This window comes from Caulobacter sp. CCUG 60055, from assembly GCF_022750545.1.
Lineage (GTDB): Bacteria > Pseudomonadota > Alphaproteobacteria > Caulobacterales > Caulobacteraceae > PUIC01.
In genome coordinates this window covers 200474-223448 of sequence record NZ_PUIC01000003.1, presented here as the reverse complement: position 1 = coordinate 223448, position 22975 = coordinate 200474, and the positions used below count along the sequence as shown (strand labels likewise).

18 protein-coding genes, 1 tRNA gene and 1 pseudogene are annotated in these 22975 nt (G+C 72.3%); 12 read left to right on the top strand and 8 right to left on the bottom strand.

Annotated features, from left to right (window positions below):
* Window positions 1-19: 19 nt before the first annotated feature.
* The 6 genes from rnk to C5708_RS06120 form a co-directional block, all read right to left on the bottom strand.
* Window positions 20-430, bottom strand: a complete 411-nt coding sequence (gene rnk / locus C5708_RS06145; RefSeq protein ID WP_242918978.1) for a nucleoside diphosphate kinase regulator — start codon at window positions 428-430, stop codon at window positions 20-22.
* A gap of 262 nt (window positions 431-692) precedes the next feature.
* Complete coding sequence (locus C5708_RS06140) at window positions 693-1049, bottom strand: DUF971 domain-containing protein (protein WP_242918977.1); 357 nt, start codon at window positions 1047-1049, stop codon at window positions 693-695.
* Window positions 1046-1249 carry a Trm112 family protein gene (locus C5708_RS06135; protein ID WP_242918975.1) on the bottom strand — a complete coding sequence of 68 codons (204 nt, stop codon included), beginning with the start codon at window positions 1247-1249 and terminating at the stop codon, window positions 1046-1048. Before C5708_RS06135 ends, C5708_RS06140 begins: the two co-directional genes overlap by 4 nt.
* Window positions 1250-1260: 11 nt before the next feature.
* The gene (locus C5708_RS06130; protein WP_242918973.1) at window positions 1261-1929 is read right to left on the bottom strand and encodes an LON peptidase substrate-binding domain-containing protein; all 669 of its coding nucleotides are present in this window, start codon (window positions 1927-1929) and stop codon (window positions 1261-1263) included.
* A gap of 29 nt (window positions 1930-1958) precedes the next feature.
* Entirely contained in the window at window positions 1959-2852 is an 894-nt protein-coding gene (trxA, locus tag C5708_RS06125; protein WP_242918971.1) for a thioredoxin, read from the bottom strand.
* A gap of 113 nt (window positions 2853-2965) precedes the next feature.
* Complete coding sequence (locus tag C5708_RS06120; protein ID WP_242918969.1) at window positions 2966-3508, bottom strand: YbaK/EbsC family protein; 543 nt, start codon at window positions 3506-3508, stop codon at window positions 2966-2968.
* A gap of 85 nt (window positions 3509-3593) precedes the next feature.
* On the opposite strand from C5708_RS06120, the gene C5708_RS06115 reads away from it, so the two are divergent.
* The 9 genes and pseudogenes from C5708_RS06115 (at window position 3594) to C5708_RS06070 (ending at window position 13366) form a co-directional block, all read left to right on the top strand.
* A complete protein-coding gene (locus C5708_RS06115) occupies window positions 3594-4337 on the top strand; it encodes a DUF6065 family protein (protein ID WP_242918967.1) in 744 nt (247 codons plus the stop codon).
* A gap of 114 nt (window positions 4338-4451) precedes the next feature.
* Window positions 4452-4526 (top strand) — tRNA-Gly (locus C5708_RS06110).
* 214 nt (window positions 4527-4740) lie between these two features.
* Window positions 4741-5337: pseudogene (locus C5708_RS06100) on the top strand (protease modulator HflK N-terminal domain-containing protein); the annotation flags it as partial.
* A 133-nt stretch (window positions 5338-5470) separates the two neighbouring features.
* On the top strand, window positions 5471-7042 hold the full coding sequence (locus tag C5708_RS06095; protein ID WP_242918959.1) for a DUF4173 domain-containing protein: 1572 nt from the start codon (window positions 5471-5473) through the stop codon (window positions 7040-7042).
* Window positions 7043-7053: 11 nt separating this feature from the next.
* Window positions 7054-7770, top strand: a complete 717-nt coding sequence (locus C5708_RS06090) for a response regulator transcription factor (protein ID WP_242918957.1) — start codon at window positions 7054-7056, stop codon at window positions 7768-7770.
* The gene (locus tag C5708_RS06085) at window positions 7767-9362 is read left to right on the top strand and encodes a HAMP domain-containing sensor histidine kinase (protein ID WP_242918955.1); all 1596 of its coding nucleotides are present in this window, start codon (window positions 7767-7769) and stop codon (window positions 9360-9362) included. Before C5708_RS06090 ends, C5708_RS06085 begins: the two co-directional genes overlap by 4 nt.
* Window positions 9363-9485: 123 nt before the next feature.
* On the top strand, window positions 9486-9677 hold the full coding sequence (locus tag C5708_RS06080) for a hypothetical protein (RefSeq protein ID WP_242918953.1): 192 nt from the start codon (window positions 9486-9488) through the stop codon (window positions 9675-9677).
* Window positions 9678-9754: 77 nt separating this feature from the next.
* The gene (locus tag C5708_RS06075) at window positions 9755-10723 is read left to right on the top strand and encodes a DUF5996 family protein (protein WP_242918951.1); all 969 of its coding nucleotides are present in this window, start codon (window positions 9755-9757) and stop codon (window positions 10721-10723) included.
* Window positions 10724-10948: 225 nt separating this feature from the next.
* Window positions 10949-13366 carry a bifunctional diguanylate cyclase/phosphodiesterase gene (locus C5708_RS06070; protein ID WP_242918949.1) on the top strand — a complete coding sequence of 806 codons (2418 nt, stop codon included), beginning with the start codon at window positions 10949-10951 and terminating at the stop codon, window positions 13364-13366.
* A 7-nt stretch (window positions 13367-13373) separates the two neighbouring features.
* Here C5708_RS06070 and C5708_RS06065 read toward each other — a convergent pair whose 3' ends face one another.
* Entirely contained in the window at window positions 13374-14966 is a 1593-nt protein-coding gene (locus C5708_RS06065; RefSeq protein WP_242918948.1) for a helicase HerA-like domain-containing protein, read from the bottom strand.
* A gap of 152 nt (window positions 14967-15118) precedes the next feature.
* Here C5708_RS06065 and C5708_RS06060 point away from each other — a divergent pair, with 152 nt between their 5' ends.
* From C5708_RS06060 to C5708_RS06050, 3 genes are all read left to right on the top strand, one after another.
* A complete protein-coding gene (locus C5708_RS06060; protein ID WP_242918946.1) occupies window positions 15119-16255 on the top strand; it encodes an AI-2E family transporter in 1137 nt (378 codons plus the stop codon).
* A 342-nt stretch (window positions 16256-16597) separates the two neighbouring features.
* Window positions 16598-21499, top strand: coding sequence for an NAD-glutamate dehydrogenase (locus C5708_RS06055; protein WP_242918943.1), 4902 nt, complete (start codon window positions 16598-16600; stop codon window positions 21497-21499).
* 101 nt (window positions 21500-21600) lie between these two features.
* Window positions 21601-22161, top strand: a complete 561-nt coding sequence (locus C5708_RS06050; protein WP_242918942.1) for a DUF308 domain-containing protein — start codon at window positions 21601-21603, stop codon at window positions 22159-22161.
* Between the two features lie 15 nt (window positions 22162-22176).
* Here C5708_RS06050 and C5708_RS06045 read toward each other — a convergent pair whose 3' ends face one another.
* The gene (locus C5708_RS06045) at window positions 22177-22938 is read right to left on the bottom strand and encodes a VOC family protein (RefSeq protein WP_242918940.1); all 762 of its coding nucleotides are present in this window, start codon (window positions 22936-22938) and stop codon (window positions 22177-22179) included.
* Between the last annotated feature and the right edge of the window lie 37 nt (window positions 22939-22975).

Below are 22975 nucleotides of genomic sequence, written 5' to 3'. Positions count from 1 at the left end.
CCCACGACGCGCGCGGGCCTCAGGCCGCCGCCCGCCGCACCTCCAGGATGCGCAGCAGACGGGTGTGGCCGTCGCGGTCCGGCCAGGCGATGGTCTGGCCCTCGGACAGGCCGATCAGGCCGGCGCCGATCGGCGTCAGCACCGAGATGCGGTCGGCCGCGATGTCGGCGTCCTGCGGATAGACCAGCTCGACCGTGCGTCGCCGGCCGCTGACCTCGTCGAGGAACTGGACGGTCGCGCCCATGCCCACGGCCTTGTCCGGGGTCTGCGGGTCGGGCCGCACCTCGGCCCGCTCGATCTCGGCCAGCAGCAGGCCGGCGACCACCGGCTGGGCGTCGATCGCCCGCAGGGCCAGCGCCGACAGGCGCTCGGCGTCGGTCTCGCTGAGGACCAGGGCGGGGCTGGAGGGGAAGGCGTGGACGTTGGTCATCGAAGGAGCTCGTGAAGGCGCGGAGGATCGCCGGGCTCGGGCCGGCGGATCGATGCGGGGAGGGGCCGAATTCGGGAAGGGCGTCGCGGGGAGGGATGTTCGACCCGGCTGCGGCGCAAAGCGCGCGCGGCCGGGCTCAGAATCCTGCGAGCAGGCTTCCGCCGTGGTGCGTGAAACGCGGATAGGTCGACCGCAGCAACATGCCGCCATCAAACCCCGGCGACGGCGCCGATGTCAAATCGGTCCAGGTCGGCGACCCCGGTCAGCCGCGATCGAGGCCCTCGCGCTCCAGGCGGGCGAGATAGTCGGCCCACAGGGCGTCGCGGTCGCGGCCGAGGCGATAGAGGGCGTCCCAGCCGTAGAAGCCGCTGGCGTGGCCGTCGTCGAACGCGATGCGCACGGCGTAGCGGCCGACCGGCCGCACGTCGACGAGGCCGACGCCCCGCTTGCCGGCGACGGTCCGCCCAGGCCCGGCGCCGTGGCCCCGGTCCAGGGCGCTGGCGGTCATCACCCTCAGGTACTCGGCGTCCAGCACGAAGCTGGCGCCGTCGTCGAAGCTGGCGGTCAGGGTCCGCTCGCCGCGGCGCACCCGCAGCTCGGTTGGCCAGGGACGGCTCATTCGCCGTCTTCGAGGGGGCGGGCCTCTTCCGGCAGCATGACCGGCACGCCGTCGCGGATGGGGTAGGCCAGGCGCGCGGCGCGGCTGACCAGTTCGCCCCGGGCGCGGTCGTAGGTCAGGGCGGTGCGGGTGACTGGGCAGACCAGCACCTCCAGCAGGCGCGGATCGACCTCGATCGGCGGGGCGGCGGGTTCGGTCATCGCGGGCGGTCCTATTGCAGCGGCGGCGGGTCGTCCTCGCCCGCCAGGCCGGCGGCGTCAATCTCCATCAGGGCGATCAGGGCCTGCCGCCGGTCGCGCAGGCCCCGCGCCTCCAGCAGCGCCTGTTTCTCGGCCGGCTCGAAGGGCAGGGCCATGGCCAGGCTGTTGACCAGGGCGTCGCCCGGCGCGGTCTTGGCGGCCTCCCAGTCGAGGTCCAGCGCGCGGCGGTCGAGATAGGCCTTGAGGGCCGACAGGAAACGGATGCGGTCGAAGCCCTCGTCCTCGACCATCGGCCGCAGGTCGCCGGCGAACCCGTGGAAATCGGCGATCACCTGCCGGTAGGGGGTGCGCACCGGCAGCTCGTCGCCGGCGGCGAACCGGCACAGACCGCTGAGGGTGATCAGATAGCGGCCGTCCGGCGTCTCGGCGAAGCTGGTGATGCGCCCGGCGCAGCCGATCGGCGCCAGGGGGGGCGGGAGGTCGGCGACGCCGCCGGCCCGCGTCTGGATCATGCCGATGATGCGGTCCCCTGCCATGGCGTCGTCGACCATGTTGAGATAGCGCGGCTCGAACACGTTGAGCGGCAGCTGGCCGTAGGGCAGCAGCAGGGCGCCGTTCAGGGGAAAGACCGGGATCACCCGCGGCAGATCCGCCGCCTTCCTGTATCCGCCCGTGACCATGGACGCCTCCGCCCTGCCTGGGGTCCCCGTTACGAAAACAAGATCGAAGACAGTTTCCTGCGTCCGGTCTTGGCGACCTCCGAGGTCGGACCCGCGGCCTCGAAGATGGTCAGAAGCTGTTTGCGCGCCGCCCCGTCGTTCCAGTCACGATCCCGGGCGACGATGGCGAGAAGATGGTCGGCGGCCTCGGCCATGGCCCCGTGGCCGGCCAGGGCCGAGGCCAGCTCGAAGCGGGCCTCGTGGTCGTCGGCGTCCCGGGCGAGGCGCTGCTCGAAGGCGGCGGTCTCGGACGGGGCCTCGTCGGCCAGTTTCAGGGCCGCGCGCACGCCTTCCAGGTCGGCGTCCTTGGCGTCGGCCGGGGCCATGCCGGCGATCTGGCGGGCCTGGTCGACGTCGCCGCCGGCGAGGTAGCACCGCGCCAGGCCGGCGATGGCCTTGAGGTTGGCCGGGTCCATCTGCAGCGCCTGGGCGTAGGCCTGGGCCGCGCCGCCGAGATCGCCGAGGTCCATCGATTCCTTGCCCATGGCCAGGACGGCGTCGAGGTCCGACGGCGCGGGCGGACCGGCGAGGCGGTCGATGAAGGCCTTGATCTGGCTGTCGGGCTGGGCGCCCATGAAGCCGTCGACCGGCTGGCCGTCGACGAAGGCGTAGACGGTGGGGATCGACTGCACGCGCAGCTGGCCGGCGAAGGCCGGGTTCTTGTCGACGTCGATCTTGACCAGCTTGACCGCGCCCTTGGCCTCCCTGACGGCCTTCTCCAGGGCCGGCGTCAGCTGGCGGCACGGACCGCACCAGGTGGCCCAGAAGTCGACGATCACTGGCTGGATCTTGGAGGCCTCGATGACGTCGGCCATGAAGGCGGCGTCGGACCCTTCCTTGATCAGGTCGTTCGCGGCGCCGTTCTGCGTGGCTTCGCCCAGCATGGGATATCCTTGGAGCAAGAGAGGCGCCGCCGGCGGCGTCGCCCGTCGTGGAAACTGTTCGGCGGCTAAAATGGTCTCATCGACCGCCGGCCGCAATCGGCGCCGGCGCGCGATCAGCCCTCCAGGGCCGCGAAATCGACGATCAGGGGCTCGACGCCCAGGGCGTCGAGGAATTTGAGCAGACCCTGGCGCGACACGGCGGTGGTGGCGGTGTTGGCCAGGGGGTGGAAATTGACCGGGTCGGTCCGCATCAGGGCGGCGTCGAGCACGAAGCGCACGCGCCGGGCGCGGTCGTTGATCAGGGCGAAGGCGGTCACCGAGCCGGGCCGCACGCCGAGGACCTCGAACAGCAGCGCCTCCGAGCCGAACGACAGCCGGGCCGAGCCGATGGTCCGGTGCAGGGTCTTGAGGTTGATGCGGGTCTCGCCCAGGGCGCTGATCAGCCAGATCTGGCCCTTGGCGTCCTTGAGGAACAGGTTCTTGGTGTGGCCGCCGGGCAGGGCGGCCTTGATCTCCAGCCCCTCCTCGACGCGGAACACCGGCGGATGGCGCAGGGTCGAGTGGGCGATCGCGCAGCGGTCGAGGAAGGCGAACAGGTCCTCGGCCGTGGCGAGCCCGGGTTCGGCGGACGGTTCGGCGGCGGCTTCGGCGGTCATGCGTCCGCTGTAACGGCCGGGCCTTTACGGCTCAAGCCCCGCCCGGCTAGGACGGTGGACGAGGAAATCCGCGAGAAGGCGTGTCATGGAACTGGAGTGCTTTCCCACCACCGGCCGGCCCCCCGATCTGGTGCCCGGCCGCCCCCAGCGCGGCTGGATGGACCGGTTCGCCGACCGCCACCCCTATCGCTGCCTGCCGCTGACCATGGCCAACACCACGGGCTGGGAGATCCTCTGCCCGATCGGCTTCACCATCGAGTGGAACGGCGGCGTCCACCAGAACGACATCACCTTCCGCGCCGATCCGGGCTATCCCGACTTCGAGGACTTCGTGAAGTCGCACTTCTCGCACGGGGTGGTGACCTTCCATCCGGGCTACCTGTTCCGCACGCCGCCCGGCTGGTCGATGTGGACCTCGGGCCCGCCGAACCACATCAAGGACGGCATCCAGCCCCTGGTCGGCCTGGTCGAGACCGATTGGCTGCCGTTCCCCTTCACCATGAACTGGATGATGACGCGGCCGGGCAAGGTGCGGTTCGAGAAGAGCGAGCCGTTCTGCTTCATCACCCTGCTGCAGGACAAGCGGCTGTCGGAGTTCGACGTGGTGCAGCGTTCGATGGACAGCGACGAGACCCTGCGCGGCCAGTACGACGCCTGGCACCGCCAGCGCACCGAGTTCAACACCAAGATCTTCAAGGGCGATCCCGAGGCCATGCGCGAGGCGTGGCAGAGGTTCTACTTCAAGGGCGAGATCCCCGAGGAGAAGGGCCCGGCCCCCAAGGAGCACGTCAACAAGCGCCGGCTGAAGCCCAAGCGCCTGGGTTTCTGAACCGTCGCCGGGGCGGCGGCCGAAAGGTCGCGAAACCCTCTTGCCAAGGCCGGGGGGCTCTGCCATAAGCCCGGCCTCTTCGGAGGGGACGGCCTTCACCGGCGGTTCCGGAGCGCGGGCGTAGCTCAGGGGTAGAGCACAACCTTGCCAAGGTTGGGGTCGTGAGTTCGAATCTCATCGCCCGCTCCAAATTTCGAAGAGCTTTGAAGCAAGGCCGGGGCTCGCCCCGGCCTTTCTGCTTTCCGGGCCGCCGGCGACCGGCTTCCTCGAAACCGTGATTGCAATCTGGCGGCGTCCGCCGCCGGACGGACGCGCGACTTTGGCGCGCCTGCGTCCCTCGCGCCGATTTTTCGGCGCGCTGCGCCGATAGACTGGCGTCGAACCGGCCGGAAGCGAGCCGGGCGAACAAGAAAGACGGGGAGAGCCATGGAGCTGGGCGACAGCGGCCTCGCGGCGGATCGCGCGGCGCGTGGGGCGAGGATGGCGGGTCATGTCGGCTAGCCGACGCCCCGCGCCGCCCGATCTCGAACAGGTCTATCGCGACCATGAGCTGCGCCTGCGCCAGGTGGCGGGCCGGGGCGGCCGTCAGGACGCCGCCGACCTGGTCCACGACGCGGTGGTCAAGACGCTGGAGGCCGGCCGGCGGACCGAGATCCTCGAACCGGTGCGCTTCCTGTTCCACGTCACCCGCAACACCTTGCTGGACAGCCTGCGTTCGCGGACCCGGCGCGAGCGGGTTCTCGAATACGGCCTCGAAGAGACGGCGGCGGACCCGTCGCCCGCCGCCGAGCACCGGCTGCTGGCGTCCGAGAATCTCAAGCGCGCCCTCGCCGTCATCGACGACATGCCGCCTCGCCGCCGGGAGGCGTTCCTCCTGTGCCGCATGGAGGAGCTGACCTACGCCCAGGCGGCGCGGCGGATGGGCGTGACCGTGCACGCCATCGAAAAGCACATGACCGCCGCCATGGCCCAGCTGTCCAAGGCGCTCGGCTCGGATTGAGCCCGTCGGGCCGGACCGCCCGCGACCGGCTGCACCGGTCCTGCATCCAATCCGCATCCGCCCGCGACAAGGTCCGCGACGGCGATCGACGCGCGGCTGGCATTGAGGGCGCTCCCGCAATGGAGCCCGCCGGATGCCCGCCTTCCCACGCCGCCGCCTCAAGGGCTCGTTCGCACGCAAGCCGGTGCTGGCCGTCGGGCTGGCGATCCTGGCGGACCTGCTGTTCTGGGGCCGGCCGGCGGGGGCCAGCCTCGGGCTGTTCGCCCTGGCCCTGTGCGCAGCGTCGTGGGTCGGCAGGCCGGCCCCGCCCGGCGACCGGCGGGCCCGATGGGCGCTGGCGGCGGCCGCGATCCTGGCCCTGACGCAGATCGAGCAGCCGAGCCTCGCCGGGATGGCCCTGTTCGGGGCGGCCGCCGGAATCGCCGCCCTGTCCGGGCGCGCCGGCCCGCGCGAGGACGTCTGGCGCTGGCTCCAGCGCCTGGCCGCGCTCGTGGTCTGCGCGCCGGCGGGGCCGGTGCTGGACGGGTTGCGGCTGGCCCGCCGCCGGCCGCGCCGCCCTTCGCAAGGCGGCGCCTGGCGGCTGGCGCAGACCCTGCTGTGGCCGCTGGCCGGCGGCGCGGTCTTCCTCGGACTGTTCGCCCTGGCCAACCCGGTCATCGCCCAGGCCATGGCCCAACTGCGCCTGCCGAGGCCCGAGATCGGCCGGATAATGTTCCTGCTGCTGACGGCGGTCGCGGCCTGGGCCCTGCTGCGGCCGCGCCGGCTGCGGCGGACGCTGGCCCCGCCGGAAGGTCCCGCCGGCCTGCCCGGCGTCGCCGCCGGCTCGGCGGCGCTGTCGCTGGTGGTCTTCAACCTGCTGTTCGCGGTGCAGAACGGCCTCGACATCGCCTTCCTGTGGAGCGGCGCGCCGCTGCCCGCCGGCGTCACCCTGGCCGACTACGCCCATCGCGGCGCCTATCCGCTGGTGGCCACCGCCCTCCTGGCCGGCCTGTTCGTGCTGACGGCGCTGCGGCCGGGGTCGGACGACGCGGGCCGGCCGCTGATCCGCGGGCTGGTGTCGCTGTGGGTGGCCCAGAACGTGTTCCTGACGGCGTCGGCGGCGCTGCGCACCCTGGACTATGTGGGGGCCTATTCGCTGACGCGGCTGCGGCTGGCCGCCCTGATCTGGATGGGCCTCGTCGCCGTCGGCCTGGTTCTGATCTGCTGGCGGCTGCTGCGCGGCAAGAGCGCCGGCTGGCTGATCGACGCCAACGCCCTGGCCGCGGCGGCGGTGCTGGCGGCGGTCGGCCTGGTCGATCTCGGCGCGGTCTCGGCGGCCTGGAACGTCCGCCACGCCCGCGAGGCCGGCGGCGCCGGCGCGGCGCTGGACATCTGCTACCTGCGCGTCCTGGGCGCGTCGGCCCTGGTTCCCCTGGCCGAGCTGGAGCAGCGGCCCCTCGATCCGGAGCTGCGCGACCGCGTCGCCTGGGCGCGGACCGCGGCGGCTCGTGATCTGGAGGCGCGGCAGGCGGATTGGCGCGGCTGGACCTGGCGCGGGGCCCGCCGCCTCGCCGCCGCCGCCCGCCTGTCGCCGGGCCGGGGGGTGCTGGCGACGCCGGCGCCCGGACCGCGCGACTGCGACGGCTTTCTGCAGCGGCCGCCGGCCCCGCCGCCCGCGGAGGCCGACCGCGCCGTCGCCCCGTTGACCGCCGCGCCGCAGGGCTGAACATGGGGGCCATGTCGCGCACCATCCTGATCGTCGACGACGATCCCCACATCCGCCAGCTTCTCGTCTTCGCCCTGGCCAAGGCCGGCATGGCCGCCCGCGAGGCCGAGGACGGCGAGCGCGCCCTGGCCGAGGTGGCGGCCGAGCGGCCCGACCTCGTCATCCTCGACATCAACATGCCGCGCCTGGACGGGCTGGAGGTCTGCCGGCGGCTGCGCGCCGAGGGCGACCTGCCGATCCTGTTCCTGTCCTCGCGCGACGACGAGATCGACCGCGTGCTCGGCATCGAGCTGGGCGGCGACGACTACGTGGTCAAGCCGTTCAGCCCGCGCGAGGTCGCCGCCCGGGTGGCCGCCATCCTGCGGCGGACGGGGGCGGGCCGCCCGCCGCCCGGTTCTCCCGCCGCCGAGCCGGGCGTCGTCGGCCACGGCCGGCTGCGGCTCGACCTCGAGGGCTGGACGGCGCGCTGGGACGAGGCCCCGGCGGCGCTGACCGTCACCGAGTTCAGCCTGCTGCGCGTCCTGGCGACGGCGCCGTCGCGGGTGTTCAGCCGCGACGCGATCATCGACCGCCTGCACGGACCCGGCTTCGCCGTCACCGACCGCACCATCGACAGCCACATCCGCAACATCCGCGGCAAGTTCGCCGAGCTGGGCGGGGTCGACGTGATCGAGACGCGGCCCGGCGTCGGCTACCGGCTCGGTCCCTGCCTCGGCGGCCCGGCGTGATCGAGGCGGCCAAGACCCTCGTCAAGCGCTACTGGCCGAGCCTGCGGCTGCGCACCATCCTGTTCGCGGTGCTGGTGTTCGCCGCCGCCATGCCGGCGGCCGGCGCGGTGTTCCTGCGCGTCTACGAGAACACCCTGGTCCACCAGACCGAGGCCGAGCTGATCGCCCAGGGCGCGGCCCTGGCCGCCGCCGCCTCGGCGGCCTGGCCGGCGGAGCCCGCGCGGCCGGGGTCGCGGACGCCCGGCTCCGCCCGCGACCCCGGCTATTATCGTCCCGAACCGAGCACCATCGACCTCAACGGCTCGCCGGTCCTGCCCGAACGGCCGCCGGTGCGCCCCGGCGGCCCGGCCGATCCGGCGGCGCTGGCGGCGGCGGGGGCGGTCGGGCCGATCATCGACCGCACCACCCAGACCACCCTGGCCTCGATCCTGCTGCTCGACCGGCGCGGCGTCGCCGTCACCGGCGACCAGGCCGGCGGCGACTTCTCGGTGCTGCCCGAGGTGCGCGAGGCCCTGGCCGGCCGTCCCGACAGCGTCATGCGCCGCGCCGGCGACTACCGCCCCCGCTATCCGCTGGAATGGCTGAGCCGCGCGTCCAGCCTGCGGCTGCACCACGCCCGCCCGATCCGCGTCGGCGATCAGGTGGTCGGGGTGCTGCTGCTGTCGCGCTCGCCCCGGGCGCTGTTCCGGGGGGTCTATGACGACCGGGGCAAGATCGCCCTGGCCGGCCTGACCATCTTCGGCGTGCTGGCCGTGCTGTCGGGCCTGGTCTCGCGCGGGGTCACCCGCCCGATCGAGGGGCTCAGCGCCGCCTCGCGCGACGTCGCCGCCGGCCGTGGCGGGGACATTCCGGACACGCCGGCCACGGCCGCCGTCGAGATCAAGGCCCTCTATGAGGACTTCCGGGCCATGGCCGACGCCATCGAGCGGCGGTCGCGCTATCTGCGCGACCTCGCCGCCTCGGTCAGCCATGAGTTCAAGACGCCGCTGACGGCGATCGGCGGCGCGGTCGAGCTCCTGCAGGACCACGCCGACGACATGAGCGACGAGGAGCGCCGGCGCTTCCTCGACAACGCCTCCGCCGACGTGCGCCGGCTCTCGCATCTGGTCTCCCGCCTGCTCGAGCTGGCCCGCGCCGACATGGCCCGGCCCGAAGCGGGAGCCAGCGTCGACGTGCGGGACGTCCTCGGCCGGCTGGCCGACGCCTTCGGCGGGCCCGACTTCGCCGTCGCGGCCGAGGCGCCGGCCGGTCTGGCCCCGACCGCCGTGCCCGAGGCCGCCCTGGAGGCCGTGCTCGCCGCCCTGATCGAGAACAGCCGGCAGGCGGGCGCCCGCCGGGTCGACATCCAGGTCGTCGACGCCGCCGACGGCCTGCGCATGAGCGTCCGCGACGACGGGCCGGGCGTCGCCGCCGGCGACCGCGAGCGACTGTTCGAGCCGTTCTTCACCAGCCGCAGGACGGCCGGCGGCACCGGTCTCGGCCTGCCGATCGCCCGGTCGCTGCTGGCGGCCAGCCATGGGCGGATCGTGTTGGCCGAGGGCGGAACGGGCGCCTGCTTCGACCTCTTCCTGCCGCGCGCCGAGACGGCCTAGGGTCTCTCGCCCGCCGGCGTCTCCATCGTTTCTGCACGGAATCTCCCCCGCGCCCGCCATCACCGGGCGCGGGGACGCGGCTAGTCTGGCCTCGTCGCAACCCTTCCATCCTGGCGAGACTCGATGAAAAGCCTTCCCATCCCCGCCGGCGTCGACGTGCGGCCGAACGACCGCCGCTGGACCTGGGCGGCCACCACGCCGGACGGGGCGCGCCTGTGCGGCGAGGCCGCCGACCGCGGCGCGGCCCAGCGCACCGGCGCCTTTGCCGCCGCCGTCATGGAGGCCTTCGACCGCATCGGCCGCCGCGGGTTCTGATCTCCCCGGCCTCGCGGCGGGGGTCTCGCCGCCCGTCGCCGTCCCGTGTAGGTTGCGGCTGCGGCGGAGGAACGACGATGACGAGCGCGTCTTCGAAAGAGCGGGAAGCGGTGTGGCCCGACCTGCCTTGCGCGGCCTGGGCCGACACGCGCCAGACGCTGCACCTGTGGACCCAGATCGTCGGCAAGATCCGCGTGGCCCAGGCGCCGTGGCTGAACCATTCGTGGCAGACCACCCTGCACCTGACCCCGCGCGGCCTGTCGACCGGCAACATCCCCTGCGGCCGGCGGCTGTTCGACGTCGCCTTCGACTTCATCGACCATCAGCTGATCCTGCGCGCCGACGACGGGGCCGACCGCCACGTGGCGCTGAGGCCGCGCACGACGGCCGACTTCTTCGGCGCGGTGCGGCGGGCCCTGTCCGAGCTGGACCTCGACGTCCGCATCGACCGCACGCCCAACGAGATCGCCGACGCCATCCCCTTCGACCGCGACGAGGTCCACGCCGCCTACGACCCGGTCCACGCCGAGCGGTTCTGGCGCGTGCTGCTGCAGGTCGACCGGGTGTTCAGCCTGTTCCGCACCGGGTTCCTGGGCAAGTCGAGCCCGTCGCACTTCTTCTGGGGCAGCTTCGACCTGGCGGTGACGCGCTTTTCCGGCCGCCGCGCGCCGCTGCACCCCGGCGGCGCGCCGGGCCTGCCCGACGCCGTCGCCCGCGAGGCCTATTCGCATGAAGTCAGCAGCGCCGGCTTCTGGCCCGGGGGCGCGGGCGTCGACCATCCCGCCTTCTACGCCTACGCCTATCCCCAGCCGGCCGGCTACGCCGAGGCCAAGGTCGCCCCGGCCGAGGCCCGCTACGACCCGGCGCTGGGCGAGTTCATCCTGCCCTATGACGCGGTGCGGTTGGCGCCCGATCCCGACGCGGCGCTGCTGGCCTTCCTGGAGAGCGCCCACGCCGCCGCCGCCTCGCTGGGCGGCTGGGACCGCGCCAGCCTCGAATGCGCCCTCGGCCGCCCCCGCAAGCCCCGGCCGGTCTCGCCGCCGTGACGGGGTGTGACGGATCGGCGACGTTGAAGGTCAGCCGGCCTCGGAAGGCCGTCTAGACTCTGTTCGAGAGTCGAAAATCTCGCGTTTGACTCTGGGAGACGCCGCCGCCCGAGTCATGAAGGATGCGGGATTTGCTCAATCCGAGGAAAATCTTCCTCACATCCTCAAATCATTAAGGTTTACCCGGCTATCCAATCCCGCTGTAGCTATGGGTGGGGTTGTCCTGTGCTGAAAGTCCTGACCTGCCTCGTGGTCCAACACGACCATCGGCTGGTGCTTGTCGCGGCGGCCGTGTGCCTCAGCGCCTGTCTGACGGCGTTCCGGCTCTATTCGCGCATCCGCGCCTCGCGGGGGGTCGTGCGGGCCTCTTGGCTGACGCTGACGGCCCTGACCGCCGGGGCCGGCGTGTGGGCCACCCATTTCATCGCCATGCTGGCCTACCAGCCGGGCCTGCCGACCGGCTACTCGCCGGCGGGGACCCTGGCCTCGCTGCTGGTGGGCACGGCCTGCGTCGGCCTGGCCTTCGCCGTCGCCTCGGCCCACCGCGACCGCCTGAACCAGGTGGCCGGCGGCATGGTGTTCGGCGGCGGCGTCGCCGCCATGCACTATATCGGCCTGGCCGCCTTCCAGACCCAGGGCCGCGTCGAATGGGACTCGCTGCTGGTGGCCGTCTCGATCGCCCTGGGCATGGGCGTGTCGATCCTGGCCCTGCTGGCGGCCGACCGCGCGCGCACCCTCAAGCGCCAGATGGCGGGCGCGGCGGTGCTGACCCTGGCCATCTGCCTGCTGCACTTCACCGGCATGGGCGCGGCGACCATCATCCCCGACCCCTCGATCAGGGTGCCGCCGCAACTGCTGTCGGGCGCCGTGCTCACCTTCGCCGTCGCCTCGATCACCACCCTGATCATCCTGGGCGGCCTGGGCGCGGTGATGATCGAGGCCCAGACCAGCCGTTCGGCCCTCGACCGCATCCGCCGCCTGGCCAACGCCGCCTACGAGGGCCTGGTCGTGGTGCAGAACGGCCGGGTCAACGACGCCAACCTGGCGTTCTGCGAGCTGATGAGCGCGCCGCTGGCCAGGCTCGAGGGCCTGCTGCTGCGCGAAGTGCTGGCCTACGAGGCCGACGCCCCGGCCGGCGAGGACACCCGGCGCGAGGGCTGGCTGGCCCCGCTCGACGGCGGCGAGCCGATCCCGGTCGAGATCTTCGCCCGCGCCCTGGACGACGGCTTCAGCTTCGACGCCTCGATGACCGTGCTGGCCATCCGCGACCTGCGCGAGCGCCGGTCGGCCGAGGAGCGCATCCGCTATCTGGCCGAGCACGACGGCCTCACCGGCCTGCCCAACCGCAACGCCCTGCAGACCAAGCTGGCCGCCGCCCTCGACCGCGTCGAGGCGGCCGGCGAGACCCTGGCGGTGATCTGCGTCGATCTCGACCACTTCAAGGAAGCCAACGACCTGCACGGCCACCTGGCCGGCGACGCCCTGCTGATCGAGGCCGCCCGCCGCCTGCAGGCCCAGGTGACGGCGCCGTCCTTCGCCGCCCGCCTCGGCGGCGACGAATTCATCATCATCCAGATCGGGGCGGGCGATCAGGCCGCCGCCGCCGGCGAGCTGGCCAACAACGTCATCGAGGCCATGCGCGCGCCCTACGCCCACGAGGGCGACGACCTGACCGCGGGGGCCAGCCTGGGCGTGGCCCTCTATCCCGACGACGGCCGCGAGGCCGAGACGCTGCTGGCCAACGCCGACATGGCGCTCTACCGCGCCAAGGAGGCCGGGCGCGGCACCTTCCGCTTCTTCAAGCGCGAGATGGACGAAACCATCCGTGAACGGCGCAACCTGGCGCGCGAGCTGCGCCAGGCGATCAGCGACGAGCAGCTCACCTTGCACTATCAGCCCCAGGCCAACGCCGCCGACGGCGAGGTCTGCGGCTTCGAGGCGCTGGTGCGCTGGAACCACCCGACCCGGGGCATGGTGGCGCCGTCCGACTTCATCCCCCTGGCCGAGGAGAGCGGGCTGATCGTGCCGCTCGGCGAATGGGTGCTGCGCCGGGCCTGCGCCGACGCGGCGGCCTGGGCGCGGCCGCTGAACGTGGCGGTGAACCTGTCGCCGTTGCAGCTGCACCAGGGCGACCTGCCCAAGCTGGTTCACGAGGTGCTGCTGGAGGCGGGCCTGTCGCCGCAGCGGCTGGAGCTGGAGGTCACCGAGAGCGCCCTGTTCAAGGACTACCAGCGCGCCCTCGACAACCTGCGCCGGCTCAAGGCGCTGGGCGTGCGCATCGCCATGGACGACTTCGGCACCGGCTTCTCGTCGCTGTCGACCCTGCAGTCGTTCCCCTTCGACAAGATCAAGATCGACAAGAGCTTCGTCGAGAACATCCACGTCCACGACCGCGCCACGGTGATCGTGCGCGCCGTGCTGGGCCTGGGCCGCAGCCTGGACATCCCGGTGGTGGCCGAAGGGGTGGAGACCGAGGAGCAGATCGCCTTCCTGCGCGGCGAGGCCTGCGCCGAGCTGCAGGGCTACGCCATCGGCCGGCCGGCCCCGATCGAGACCATGACGGCCCTGACCAGCGGCAAGGCCGCGCCGGTCGCGGTCGAACCCGCCGTCCGCCCCCGCCGCCGCAAGAGCGCGGCGGCCTGAGGCGGCCTCAGCGCCGCATGCCGCCGAGCACGCCGCGGGTGATCTCGCGGCTGGCCGCCGAGATGGCGCTGCGCGACAGCTGACCGGCGAGGCCGCCGACCACGCCCCCCGCCCCGCCGGAGGCGGCGCGTCCGCCGCCGCCGCGCCGCGAGCCGGTGAAGAGGCTCATCACCATCTTCAGGAAGGTCACCGACAGCACGGTGCGCAGCACCTGCTTGACCACCACGCCGCCGATCTCCGAGCCGGCGGAGGGCTGGCCCGTCCGCGCGCCGCCGCCGGCCGTCCGGGCGGGCGTCTGGGCGGTCGACGCGGCCTGGCCGGCGCGGGCCTGCAGGATCTCGAAGGCCGACTCGCGGTCCTGGACCTGGTCGTACTGGCCGGCGACGGGGCTGCGGGCCATGACGGCGGCGCGCTCCTGGTCGCTGACCGGCCCCAGGCGCGAGGCGGGCGGGCGGATCAGCGTCTTCTGCACCACGGTCGGGGCCGCCTTCTCGTCGAGCACCGAAACCAGCGCCTCGCCCACCCCCAGGGCCTGGATCGCCTCGGCGGTGTCGAAGGCCGGATTGGCGCGGAACGACTGGGCCGCCGCGCGCAAGCCCTTCTGGTCGGCGGGGGTGTAGGCGCGCAGGGCGTGCTGCACGCGGTTGCCGAGCTGGGCCAGCACGCTGTCGGGGATGTCGGACGGGTTCTGGGTGACGAAATAGATCCCCACCCCCTTGGAGCGGATCAGCCGCACCACCTGCTCGATCTTGGCGAGCAGGGCCTTGGGCGCGTCGCGGAACAACAGGTGCGCCTCGTCGAAGAAGAACACCAGCCTGGGCTTTCCCGGGTCGCCGATCTCGGGAAGCTGTTCGAACAGCTCCGACATCAGCCACAACAGGAAGGTCGAATAGAGCGCCGGGCTCTGGATCAGGGTGTCGGCGGCCAGCACGTTGACATAGCCGCGGCCCGAGGCGTCGGTGCGCATCAGGTCGGCCAGCCGCAGGGCCGGTTCGCCGAAGAAGTGCTCGGCCCCCTGGTTCTCCAGGGTCAGCAGTTTGCGCTGGATGGTGCCGACCGTGGCCGGGGCGACGTTGCCGTACTGGGCGCTGATCGCCTGGGCGTTGTCGGAGACGTATTTCAGCGCCGCCTGCAGGTCCTTCATGTCCAGAAGCAGCAGGCCTTCCTGGTCGGCGACGCGGAAGACGATGGCCAGCACCCCTTCCTGCACCTCATTGAGGTCGAGCAGGCGGGCGAGCAGCACCGGGCCCATCTCCGAGACGGTGGCGCGGATCGGATGGCCCTTCTTGCCGAACAGGTCCCAGAAGATCACCGGCGGCGCGGCGGGCGTGAGGTCGAGGTCCATGGCCTTGGCCCGCGCCAGCATCTTGTCGCCCGGCGCGCCCGGCTCGGCCACGCCGGACAGGTCGCCCTTCACGTCGGCGGCGAACACCGGCACCCCGGCGTCCGAAAAGGCCTGGGCCATGATCTGCAAGGTGACGGTCTTGCCGGTGCCGGTGGCCCCGGCCACCACCCCGTGGCGGTTGGCCCGGTCGAGCAGCAGGGCCTCGGGCTTGTCGGAGAAGCCGATGAAGATCGAGGCGGCGGTCTCGGCGGTCATGGGTCGGGTCTCCCGGCTCTGGTCGGCAGGCGGCGGTCTTCAGCCTAGCGGCGCGGGCGGGCGGCGGCCACCCGCCTTGCGTCCGGCCTTGCGCCATTGACGAAAAGACCGCACTGCCGCGACAGTTCCCCATCCGTCACCCGGAGTTCCGCATGGCCCGCGCCGTCATCCCGAAGCTGGACCCCACCGCCCGCAACGCGCTGGTGGTCATCGCCGTCATCGTCGCCGGCGCGGCGTTCCGATGGATGGCCGGCATCCTCACCCCCCTGGCCCTGGCCATGTTCTTGGCGGTGATGATCGACAGCCTGGCGCGGGTGCTGCGCAAGCGCGCGCCGATCCTGCCCGAGCGGGCCGCCCTGCCGGTGGCCCTGGCCCTGTCGGTGGTCCTGTTCGGGCTGGTGGTCTATGTGGTGGCCGACAACGCCGGCCGCTTCATCGCCGAGCTGCCCGGCTACGCCTCGCGTCTCGACGGCATCATCGCCAAGGTCGCCGGCCTGGTCGGCGTCAAGGTGCCGCCCACCGCCGACCAGCTGTTCCAGCAGCTCAACCCGACCAAGTACATCGGCTCGGTGGCCAACGCCCTGCAGAGCGCCGCGTCCAGCGCCGTGCTGGTGCTGATCTATCTCGGGTTCATCATCGCCTCGCGCAGCGGCTTCGAGCGCAAGACCGACCGGCTGTTCCGCACCGACACGGAGCGCCGCGAGGCCGCCGACGCCTTCACCCGCATCCGCAACGGCGTCGAGAACTACCTGTGGATCCAGACGGTCACCGGCCTGATCATCGCCGCCGGCTGCTGGGCGGTAATGGCGCTGCTGCACCTCGAGAACGCGCTGTTCTGGACGTTCCTGATCTTCATCCTGTCCTACATTCCGATCATCGGCGCGGCCATCGGCATGATCCTGCCGACCCTGTTCGCCCTGGTGCAGTTCGACAGCATCTGGCCGGCGGTGATCCTGATCTCGGCCCTCGAGGCGATCCACTTCTTCGTCGGCAACGTCATCTATCCGCGCATGCAGGGCGAAAGCCTGAACATGGACCCGGTGGTGGTGCTGCTGTCTCTGGCTTTCTGGGGCGCGATCTGGGGCCTGCCGGGGATGTTCCTGTCGACGCCGCTGACGGTGATGGCCATGGTCATCCTGGCCCAGTTCGACGGCTCGCGCTGGATCGCGGTGCTGCTGTCGGGCGACGGCGATCCCCTGGGCGGTTCCGGCGGCTTTCCCAAGGACGAGCAGCCCGACGCCGACGGGGCGGACGGAAAAAATCGTCACGGAACTGTGAAGGGGGGGTGAAATCCGGACGAGGGCGCCTATCTCAAGCCTGTTCCGGAGCGTTCCCCCCCTCGCGCCGGACCGCAAGGCGCCCTTCCCGTCCCCCCGAGAAGCAGGGCGCCGAACAAGCGCCTCGCCGTTCCCCCCTCGGCGAGACCCGCCGTCGGATGGCCCAAGAGCGCCGTCCGGCGGCGTTTTGCGTTGAAAAGCCGGGCCTTGGCGGGCTTCGCGGAGCGGCGGCGGGGAATTTTGCCTGAAAACAGCGGCAATTCGTCCAATCGTTACAAAAAATGGCCGGCGAGTCCCGGTTGATCGATCCGCCGGGATGACTAGGCTCGCGCCGAGTTTCGAACAGGAGCCGCCATGCCAGGCGCCAGCTTGCAGACCGCCGAACCCGCCTTCCCCAAAGCCGAGATCGAGGAGGCCTTCGCCAAGGCCGTCGGCCGCCCGCCCGGCGGCCTGAGCGCGGCGGAGGCCGCGTTCATCGCCGGGGTGCAGGAAGATTGCGCGGTCGACGAGCTGCAAGGCTGGTCCGGCGCCGACCTGGCCGCCGCCGCGGCCGGCTTCTGGACCTTCGCCGCCCGCCGCGACCCGGCCGGCCTGGCCATCCGCCTGGTCCGCGCCGTCGGCGCCGACGGCCGCGACCTCAAGCGCGACCTGCTGGAGATCGTCCAGACCGACGCGCCGTTCCTGGTTGACAGCGTCATGGGCGAGATCGCCGAGGCCGGTTTCTCGGTGCGCGCCATGTTCCACCCCGTGGTCGAGATCGCCCGCGACGCCGCCGGCGTTCGCGGCGAGGCCGGCCCGACGGCGCGGGAATCGATGATCCAGGTGGTGCTCGACCCGGTCGGCGAGGACCGCGTCGACCAGCTGATCGCGGCCGTGCGCGGCGCCCTGGCCGACGTGCGGCTGGCCGTCGACGACTTCGACGCCATGCGCGCCCTGATGAGCCGCTCCATCGCCGGCCTGGAGGAGGGCGGCCCCAACGTCCCGCCCGAGGCCCTGGCCGAATACGTCGCCTTCCTGCGCTGGATGAAGGGCGACCACTTCGTGTTCCTCGGCGCGCGGGTCTACGACTATCCGCGCACCGCCGACGGCGAGTACGCCTCGGAGGAGCCGCTGTTCCAGCCCGAGGGCAGCCTGGGCGTGCTGCGCGACCAGGACCGCATGGTGCTGCGCCGCGCCAACGAGCCGGCGGTGCTGACCGAGCAGGTGCGCAAGCTGCTGGAGGCCGACGCGCCGCTGGTGGTCGCCAAGTCCAACCTGCGCTCGCGCGTCCATCGCCGCGGCTACATGGACTATGTCGGGGTCAAGCGTTACGGCGCCGACGGCCGGCCCTCCGGCGAGGTCCGCTTCGTCGGCCTGTTCACCGCCGAGGCCTATGACGAGCCGGCGCGCGACGTGCCGCTGATCCGGCGCAAGGTGGCCCACGTCATGGAGCGGGCCGGCAAGACGCCGGGCAGCCACAACGAGATGCGCCTGCGCAACATCGTCGAGAACTATCCCCGCGACGAGCTGTTCCAGATGACCGAGGACGACCTCCTCGACATCTCCCTGGGCATCTTGCACCTCTACGACCGCCCGCGCGTGCGGCTGTTCACCCGCAAGGACCCCTTCGACCGCTTCGTGTCGGTGCTGCTCTACGTGCCGCGCGACCGCTACGATTCCGGTGTGCGCGCCCGGGCCGGCGCCATCCTGGCCGAGGCCTTCGGCGGCCGCATGTCGGCCTATTATCCCAACTTCTCCGAAGCTCCGCTGGCGCGGGTCCTCTACATCATCGGCGTCACCCCCGGCGCCCATCGCCAGCCGGACCTGCACGCCGTCGAGGCCGAGATCGCCCAGTCCGCCCGCACCTGGGAGGACCGCTTCGAGGCGGCCGCCCGCGACGGCGGCGTCGCCGTCGGACAGGTGGCCGACGTGCTGTCGCGCTACGCCGGCGCCTTCCCGGCCGGCTATCGCGACCAGTTCGACGCCGCCGAGGCCCTGGCCGACCTGGCGGTGATCGAGAGCCTCAAGCCCGGCGAGGCGGTGCGCATCCGCGCCTATCGCGCGGCCGAGGACACCAACCTGCGCTTCCGCTTCAAGCTGTATCGCCCAGGCGAATCCGCGCCGCTGGCCGACGTGCTGCCGATCCTGGAGCACATGGGCCTCAAGGCCCTGGTCGAGGACGGCTTCCCGGTCAAGCCGCTGCGCGCCGACGGGACGGCGGCCAAGGTCTGGGTCCACGAGTTCGTGCTCGAGGACCCGCGCGGCGCCGATCTGGTGTTCGACGACGTGCGCGCCGCCTTCGAGGCCGCCTTCGTCGCCGTGTGGACCGGCCGCACCGAGAGCGACGGCTTCAACCGGCTGGTGCTGGAGCTGGGCGTCTCCTGGCGCGAGGCGGCCCTGATCCGCGCCCTGGCCAAGTATCGCCAGCAGACCGGGCTCGACCCGTCGCAGGCGGTGCAGGAACAGGCCCTGGCCGACAACCCCTGCGTCGCCCGGCTGATCCTCGACCTGTTCCGCACCAAGTTCGACCCGGCCGTCGCCGCCGAGCTGGACGCCCGCCAGGCCCAGGCCGACGCGGTGTTCGCCGAGATCGTCGAGGCGCTGCAGAAGGTCGAGAGCCTCGACGCCGACCGCGTGCTGCGCCGGCTGGCCCTGCTGGTACAGGCGCTGAAGCGCACCAACTACTACCAGGCCGGCGAGGACGGCGAGCCCAAGCCCTATATCAGCTTCAAGGTGGCTAGCCGCGAACTGGCCGACCTGCCGGCGCCTAAGCCGTTCCGCGAGATCTTCGTCTGGGCCCCGCACATCGAGGGCGTCCACCTGCGCTTCGGCCCGGTCGCCCGCGGCGGCCTGCGCTGGTCGGACCGCCGCGACGACTTCCGCACCGAGGTGCTCGGCCTGGTCAAGGCCCAGCAGGTCAAGAACGCGGTGATCGTGCCGGTCGGCTCCAAGGGCGGCTTCTATCCCAAGGCCCTGCCGCGCGGCGGCAGCCCCGACGAGGTCCGCGCCGAGGCCATCCGCGCCTACAAGACTTTCCTGTCGGGCCTGCTCGACATCACAGACAACATCGACGCCGACAACGCCGTGGTCCGCCCGGCCGGCGTCGTCGCCCACGAGGGCGACGATCCCTATCTGGTCGTCGCCGCCGACAAGGGCACGGCGACCTTCTCCGACATCGCCAACGGCGTGGCCGAATCCTACGGCTTCTGGCTGGGCGACGCCTTCGCCTCGGGCGGCTCGGCGGGCTACGACCACAAGGTGATGGGCATCACCGCCCGCGGCGCCTGGGAGGCGGTCAAGCGCCACTTCCGCGAGATGGGCAAGGACATCCAGGCCGAGCCGTTCACCGTCGTCGGCGTCGGCGACATGTCGGGCGACGTGTTCGGCAACGGCATGCTGCTGTCCAAGCAGACCCGCCTGCTGGCCGCCTTCGACCACCGCCATATCTTCCTCGACCCCGATCCGGACCCGGCGAAGAGCTGGGTCGAGCGCAAGCGCATGTTCGACCTGCCGCGCTCGTCCTGGGACGACTACGACAAGAGCCTGATCTCGGCCGGCGGCGGGGTGTTCCCGCGCAGCCTGAAGTCGATCCCGATCAGCGCCGAGGTCAAGGCCGCCTTCGACATCAAGGTCGACGCCATGACTCCGGCCGAGCTGCTCAACGCCCTGCTCAAGGCCCGGGCCGAGCTGCTCTATTTCGGCGGCATCGGCTGCTACGTGAAGGCCAGCCACGAGAGCCAGGCCGACGCCGGCGACAAGGCCAACGACGCCATCCGCGTCAACGGCGCCGAGCTGCGCTGCAAGGTGGTGGGCGAGGGGGCCAACCTCGGCCTGACCCAGGCCGGCCGCATCGAGTTCGCGCTGAAGGGCGGGCGGCTGAACACCGACGCCATCGACAACTCGGCCGGCGTCGATTCCTCCGACCACGAGGTCAACATCAAGATCCTCACCGGCATGGTCGAGCGGGCGGGCGAGCTGACCCGGCCGGACCGCAACGCCCTGCTGGAATCGATGACCGACACGGTCGCCCACCACGTCCTGGCGCACAACTACGACCAGACCCTGGCCCTGTCGCTGCTGCAGATGGACGCCGCCGCCGAGATCGACCAGCACGCCCGGTTCATGAGCGACCTGGAGGCCAAGGGCAAACTCGACCGCAAGGTCGAGGGCCTGCCCGACGCCCTGGCCCTGGCCGAACGCAAGCAGGCCGGCAAGGCCCTGACCCGGCCCGAGCTGGCCGTGCTGCTGGCCTATGGCAAGCTCGACCTGTTCGAGGACATCATCGCCAGCCGCGCGCCGGACGATCCCTACTTCTTCCGGACCCTGGAAGGCTATTTCCCCAAGCCGCTGTCCAAGTACCGGGACGCGATGAAGCACCACCGCCTGCGGCGGGAGATCATCGCCACGGTGGTCGACAACGAGCTGGTCAACATGTGCGGCCCGACCTTCCCGCAGCGCCTGCGCGCCGCGGCGGGGGGCGACACCGCCGCCCTGGTGATCGGCTTCACCGCCGCCCGTCAGGTGCAGCGCATCGACGAGGTGTGGGGCAAGGTCGCCGCCCTCGACGGCCAGGCCCCGGCCGAGGGCCAGATGGCCCTGTTCAAGGAGCTGGCCTACATCCTGCGCGGCCAGACCTTCTGGCTGGCCCGGCGCGCGGCGCGCGACAACGCCACGGTGCAGGGGCTGATCGACGCCTACCGCCCGGCGGTGGACGAGCTGAAGACCCTGGTGCCGCAGATCCTGTCGCCGTTCGAACAGAAGGCGGCGGCGCGGCGCGGCTCGGACTTCGTCAAGGCCGGGGCGCCCAAGGAGCTGGCGCACCAGATCGCGCTGCTGCGCCCGTTGACCACGGCCAGCGACCTGGTCGAACTGGCCAACGCCTCCAGCTGGTCGGTGACCAACGTCGCGCGGCTGTACCATCAGGTCGGGGCGAACTTCGGCTTCGACCGCCTGCGTTCGGCGGCGGGGTCGCAGGCGGCCGGCGACGCCTTCGAGCGGCTGGCTGTGCGCCGCCTGGTCGAGGACATGCTGGCCGAACAGACCCAGCTGACCCAGGCGATCATGAAGTTCGTCGCCAACGCCCAGGCGGGCGAGGACGCCGAGCACGCCAAGGCCGCCGTCCAGTCCTGGGCGGCGCTGCACCCGGCCCCGGTCAAGGCGGCCAAGCAGACGGTCGAGGAGATCGAGGACGCCAACGCCAAGGGCGGGGCGGGCTGGACCTTCGCCAAGCTGACCATCGCCAACGCCGCCCTGCGCGAACTGGCCGTGCAGGCCTAGCGCGCGGAGCGGTCCAAAGGACGGAGAGGCCGTCCGCCGTCGCAACCAAGAGGCGACGGCGGGCGTTCCCTGGCGAGAGCCGTCGGTTCGGGAGCCTCGCCATGTCCACCGCTCACCCAACCTCCTTCGCCCGCTCGCGATGGGAGTTCAGCGCCGTCAGCGTCCTGTTCGGCGTCGTGCTCGTCGCCCTGGGCGTCTTCGCCTTCGCCATGCCGGTGGTGTCGACCATCGCCGCCACGGTGACCATCGGCGCCTGCATGGCCGTCGCCGGAATCGCCGGGCTGATCGCCGTGCTGCGCGAACGCGGCCGGCCGGGGATGGCCTGGAGCCTGCTCTGGGCGGTCGCCGCCCTCGGCCTGGGCGTGCTGCTGGTGGTCTGGCCGGTCAGCGGGGCCCTGTCCCTGACCCTGTTCCTCGCCGCCGCCTTCATCGTGCGCGGCGTGTTCGCCGTGGCCCTGGCCTTCAGCCGGCGACGGGTGTTCCGCAGCTGGGGCTGGGTGGCCCTGGGCGGGGCGGTCACCCTGGTCCTCGGCCTGCTGGTCCTGTTCAACTGGCCGGCCAGCGGCGTGCTGACCCTGGGCCTGCTGGTCGCGGTCGACCTCGTCTTCTACGGGGCGGCGCTGATCGTCGCCGCCCTGACCGCGCCGCGCCTGGCCGCCTGACCCCGCCGACCGGCCTCAGCCCTTGCGCGGGCCGGTCAGGGCGAAGAACACCCCTTGCGGGTCCTGGGCCTGGACGATCCAGGCGCCGCCGGGCGCGGACATCGGCCCGTTCAGCACCTTGCCGCCGGCGGCCTTGAGCCGCGCCGCCGCCGCGTCGATGTCGTCGACCACGAAATAGTACAGCCAGCAGGGACCGGGCGCGCCGGGCGGGCGGTTGAACAGGCCGCCGATCGGCGCGCCGTCGCCGGCGAACAGCTGATAGACGCCCATGGCCCCCATATCGACGGCCTCGACCTTCCGCCAGCCGAACATCGCCTCGTAGAAGGCGAAGGCCGCCGGCCAGTCGTCGGTCGCCAACTCGCGCCAGCCGACGAAGCCGGGGTCGGTCGATTCCGGCGGCGGGGCGTCGCTGTCGCGGCCGCGGAACAGCACGACGGCCGCGCCTTGCGGGTCGGCGATCACCGCGAAACGCCCGACGCCGGGAATGTCGGCGGGCGGGGCGTGCACCGCGCCGCCCAGGCTTTCGGCCCTGGCGGCGGCGGCGTCGACGTCCGCGACCCCGACATAGCCGGTCCAGCAGGGCGGCGCCCCGGGCCGGGGCAGGCCCATCAGCCCGCCGATCGGCGCGCCGCCGACCGTCAGCAACCTATAGGGCTTGCCGGGTTGCGAGGCGTCCTGCGCGCCCCAGCCGACGACGGCGGCGTAGAACGCCTGGGCCGCCGCGGGGTCGGGGGTCATCAGCTCGTACCAGACGAAACGGCTTGGGGAACCAGCCATCGAACGCGCTCCTCTGCGGAGGGGAAAGGCGGCGAGG

Excerpts from the sequence above, each read along its gene's own strand:
- C5708_RS06075 (WP_242918951.1), top strand. The coding sequence starts at position 9,755 with ATGACGAGCGCGTCTTCGAAAGAGCGGGAAGCGGTGTGGCCCGACCTG.
- C5708_RS06050 (WP_242918942.1), top strand. The coding sequence starts at position 21,601 with ATGTCCACCGCTCACCCAACCTCCTTCGCCCGCTCGCGATGGGAGTTC.
- C5708_RS06055 (WP_242918943.1), top strand. The coding sequence starts at position 16,598 with ATGCCAGGCGCCAGCTTGCAGACCGCCGAACCCGCCTTCCCCAAAGCC.
- C5708_RS06120 (WP_242918969.1), bottom strand. The coding sequence starts at position 3,508 with ATGACCGCCGAAGCCGCCGCCGAACCGTCCGCCGAACCCGGGCTCGCC.
- C5708_RS06080 (WP_242918953.1), top strand. The coding sequence starts at position 9,486 with ATGAAAAGCCTTCCCATCCCCGCCGGCGTCGACGTGCGGCCGAACGAC.
- C5708_RS06115 (WP_242918967.1), top strand. The coding sequence starts at position 3,594 with ATGGAACTGGAGTGCTTTCCCACCACCGGCCGGCCCCCCGATCTGGTG.
- C5708_RS06060 (WP_242918946.1), top strand. The coding sequence starts at position 15,119 with ATGGCCCGCGCCGTCATCCCGAAGCTGGACCCCACCGCCCGCAACGCG.
- C5708_RS06130 (WP_242918973.1), bottom strand. The coding sequence starts at position 1,929 with ATGGTCACGGGCGGATACAGGAAGGCGGCGGATCTGCCGCGGGTGATC.
- C5708_RS06095 (WP_242918959.1), top strand. The coding sequence starts at position 5,471 with ATGCCCGCCTTCCCACGCCGCCGCCTCAAGGGCTCGTTCGCACGCAAG.
- rnk (WP_242918978.1), bottom strand. The coding sequence starts at position 430 with ATGACCAACGTCCACGCCTTCCCCTCCAGCCCCGCCCTGGTCCTCAGC.
- C5708_RS06065 (WP_242918948.1), bottom strand. The coding sequence starts at position 14,966 with ATGACCGCCGAGACCGCCGCCTCGATCTTCATCGGCTTCTCCGACAAG.
- C5708_RS06140 (WP_242918977.1), bottom strand. The coding sequence starts at position 1,049 with ATGAGCCGTCCCTGGCCAACCGAGCTGCGGGTGCGCCGCGGCGAGCGG.
- trxA (WP_242918971.1), bottom strand. The coding sequence starts at position 2,852 with ATGCTGGGCGAAGCCACGCAGAACGGCGCCGCGAACGACCTGATCAAG.
- C5708_RS06135 (WP_242918975.1), bottom strand. The coding sequence starts at position 1,249 with ATGACCGAACCCGCCGCCCCGCCGATCGAGGTCGATCCGCGCCTGCTG.
- C5708_RS06045 (WP_242918940.1), bottom strand. The coding sequence starts at position 22,938 with ATGGCTGGTTCCCCAAGCCGTTTCGTCTGGTACGAGCTGATGACCCCC.
- C5708_RS06090 (WP_242918957.1), top strand. The coding sequence starts at position 7,054 with ATGTCGCGCACCATCCTGATCGTCGACGACGATCCCCACATCCGCCAG.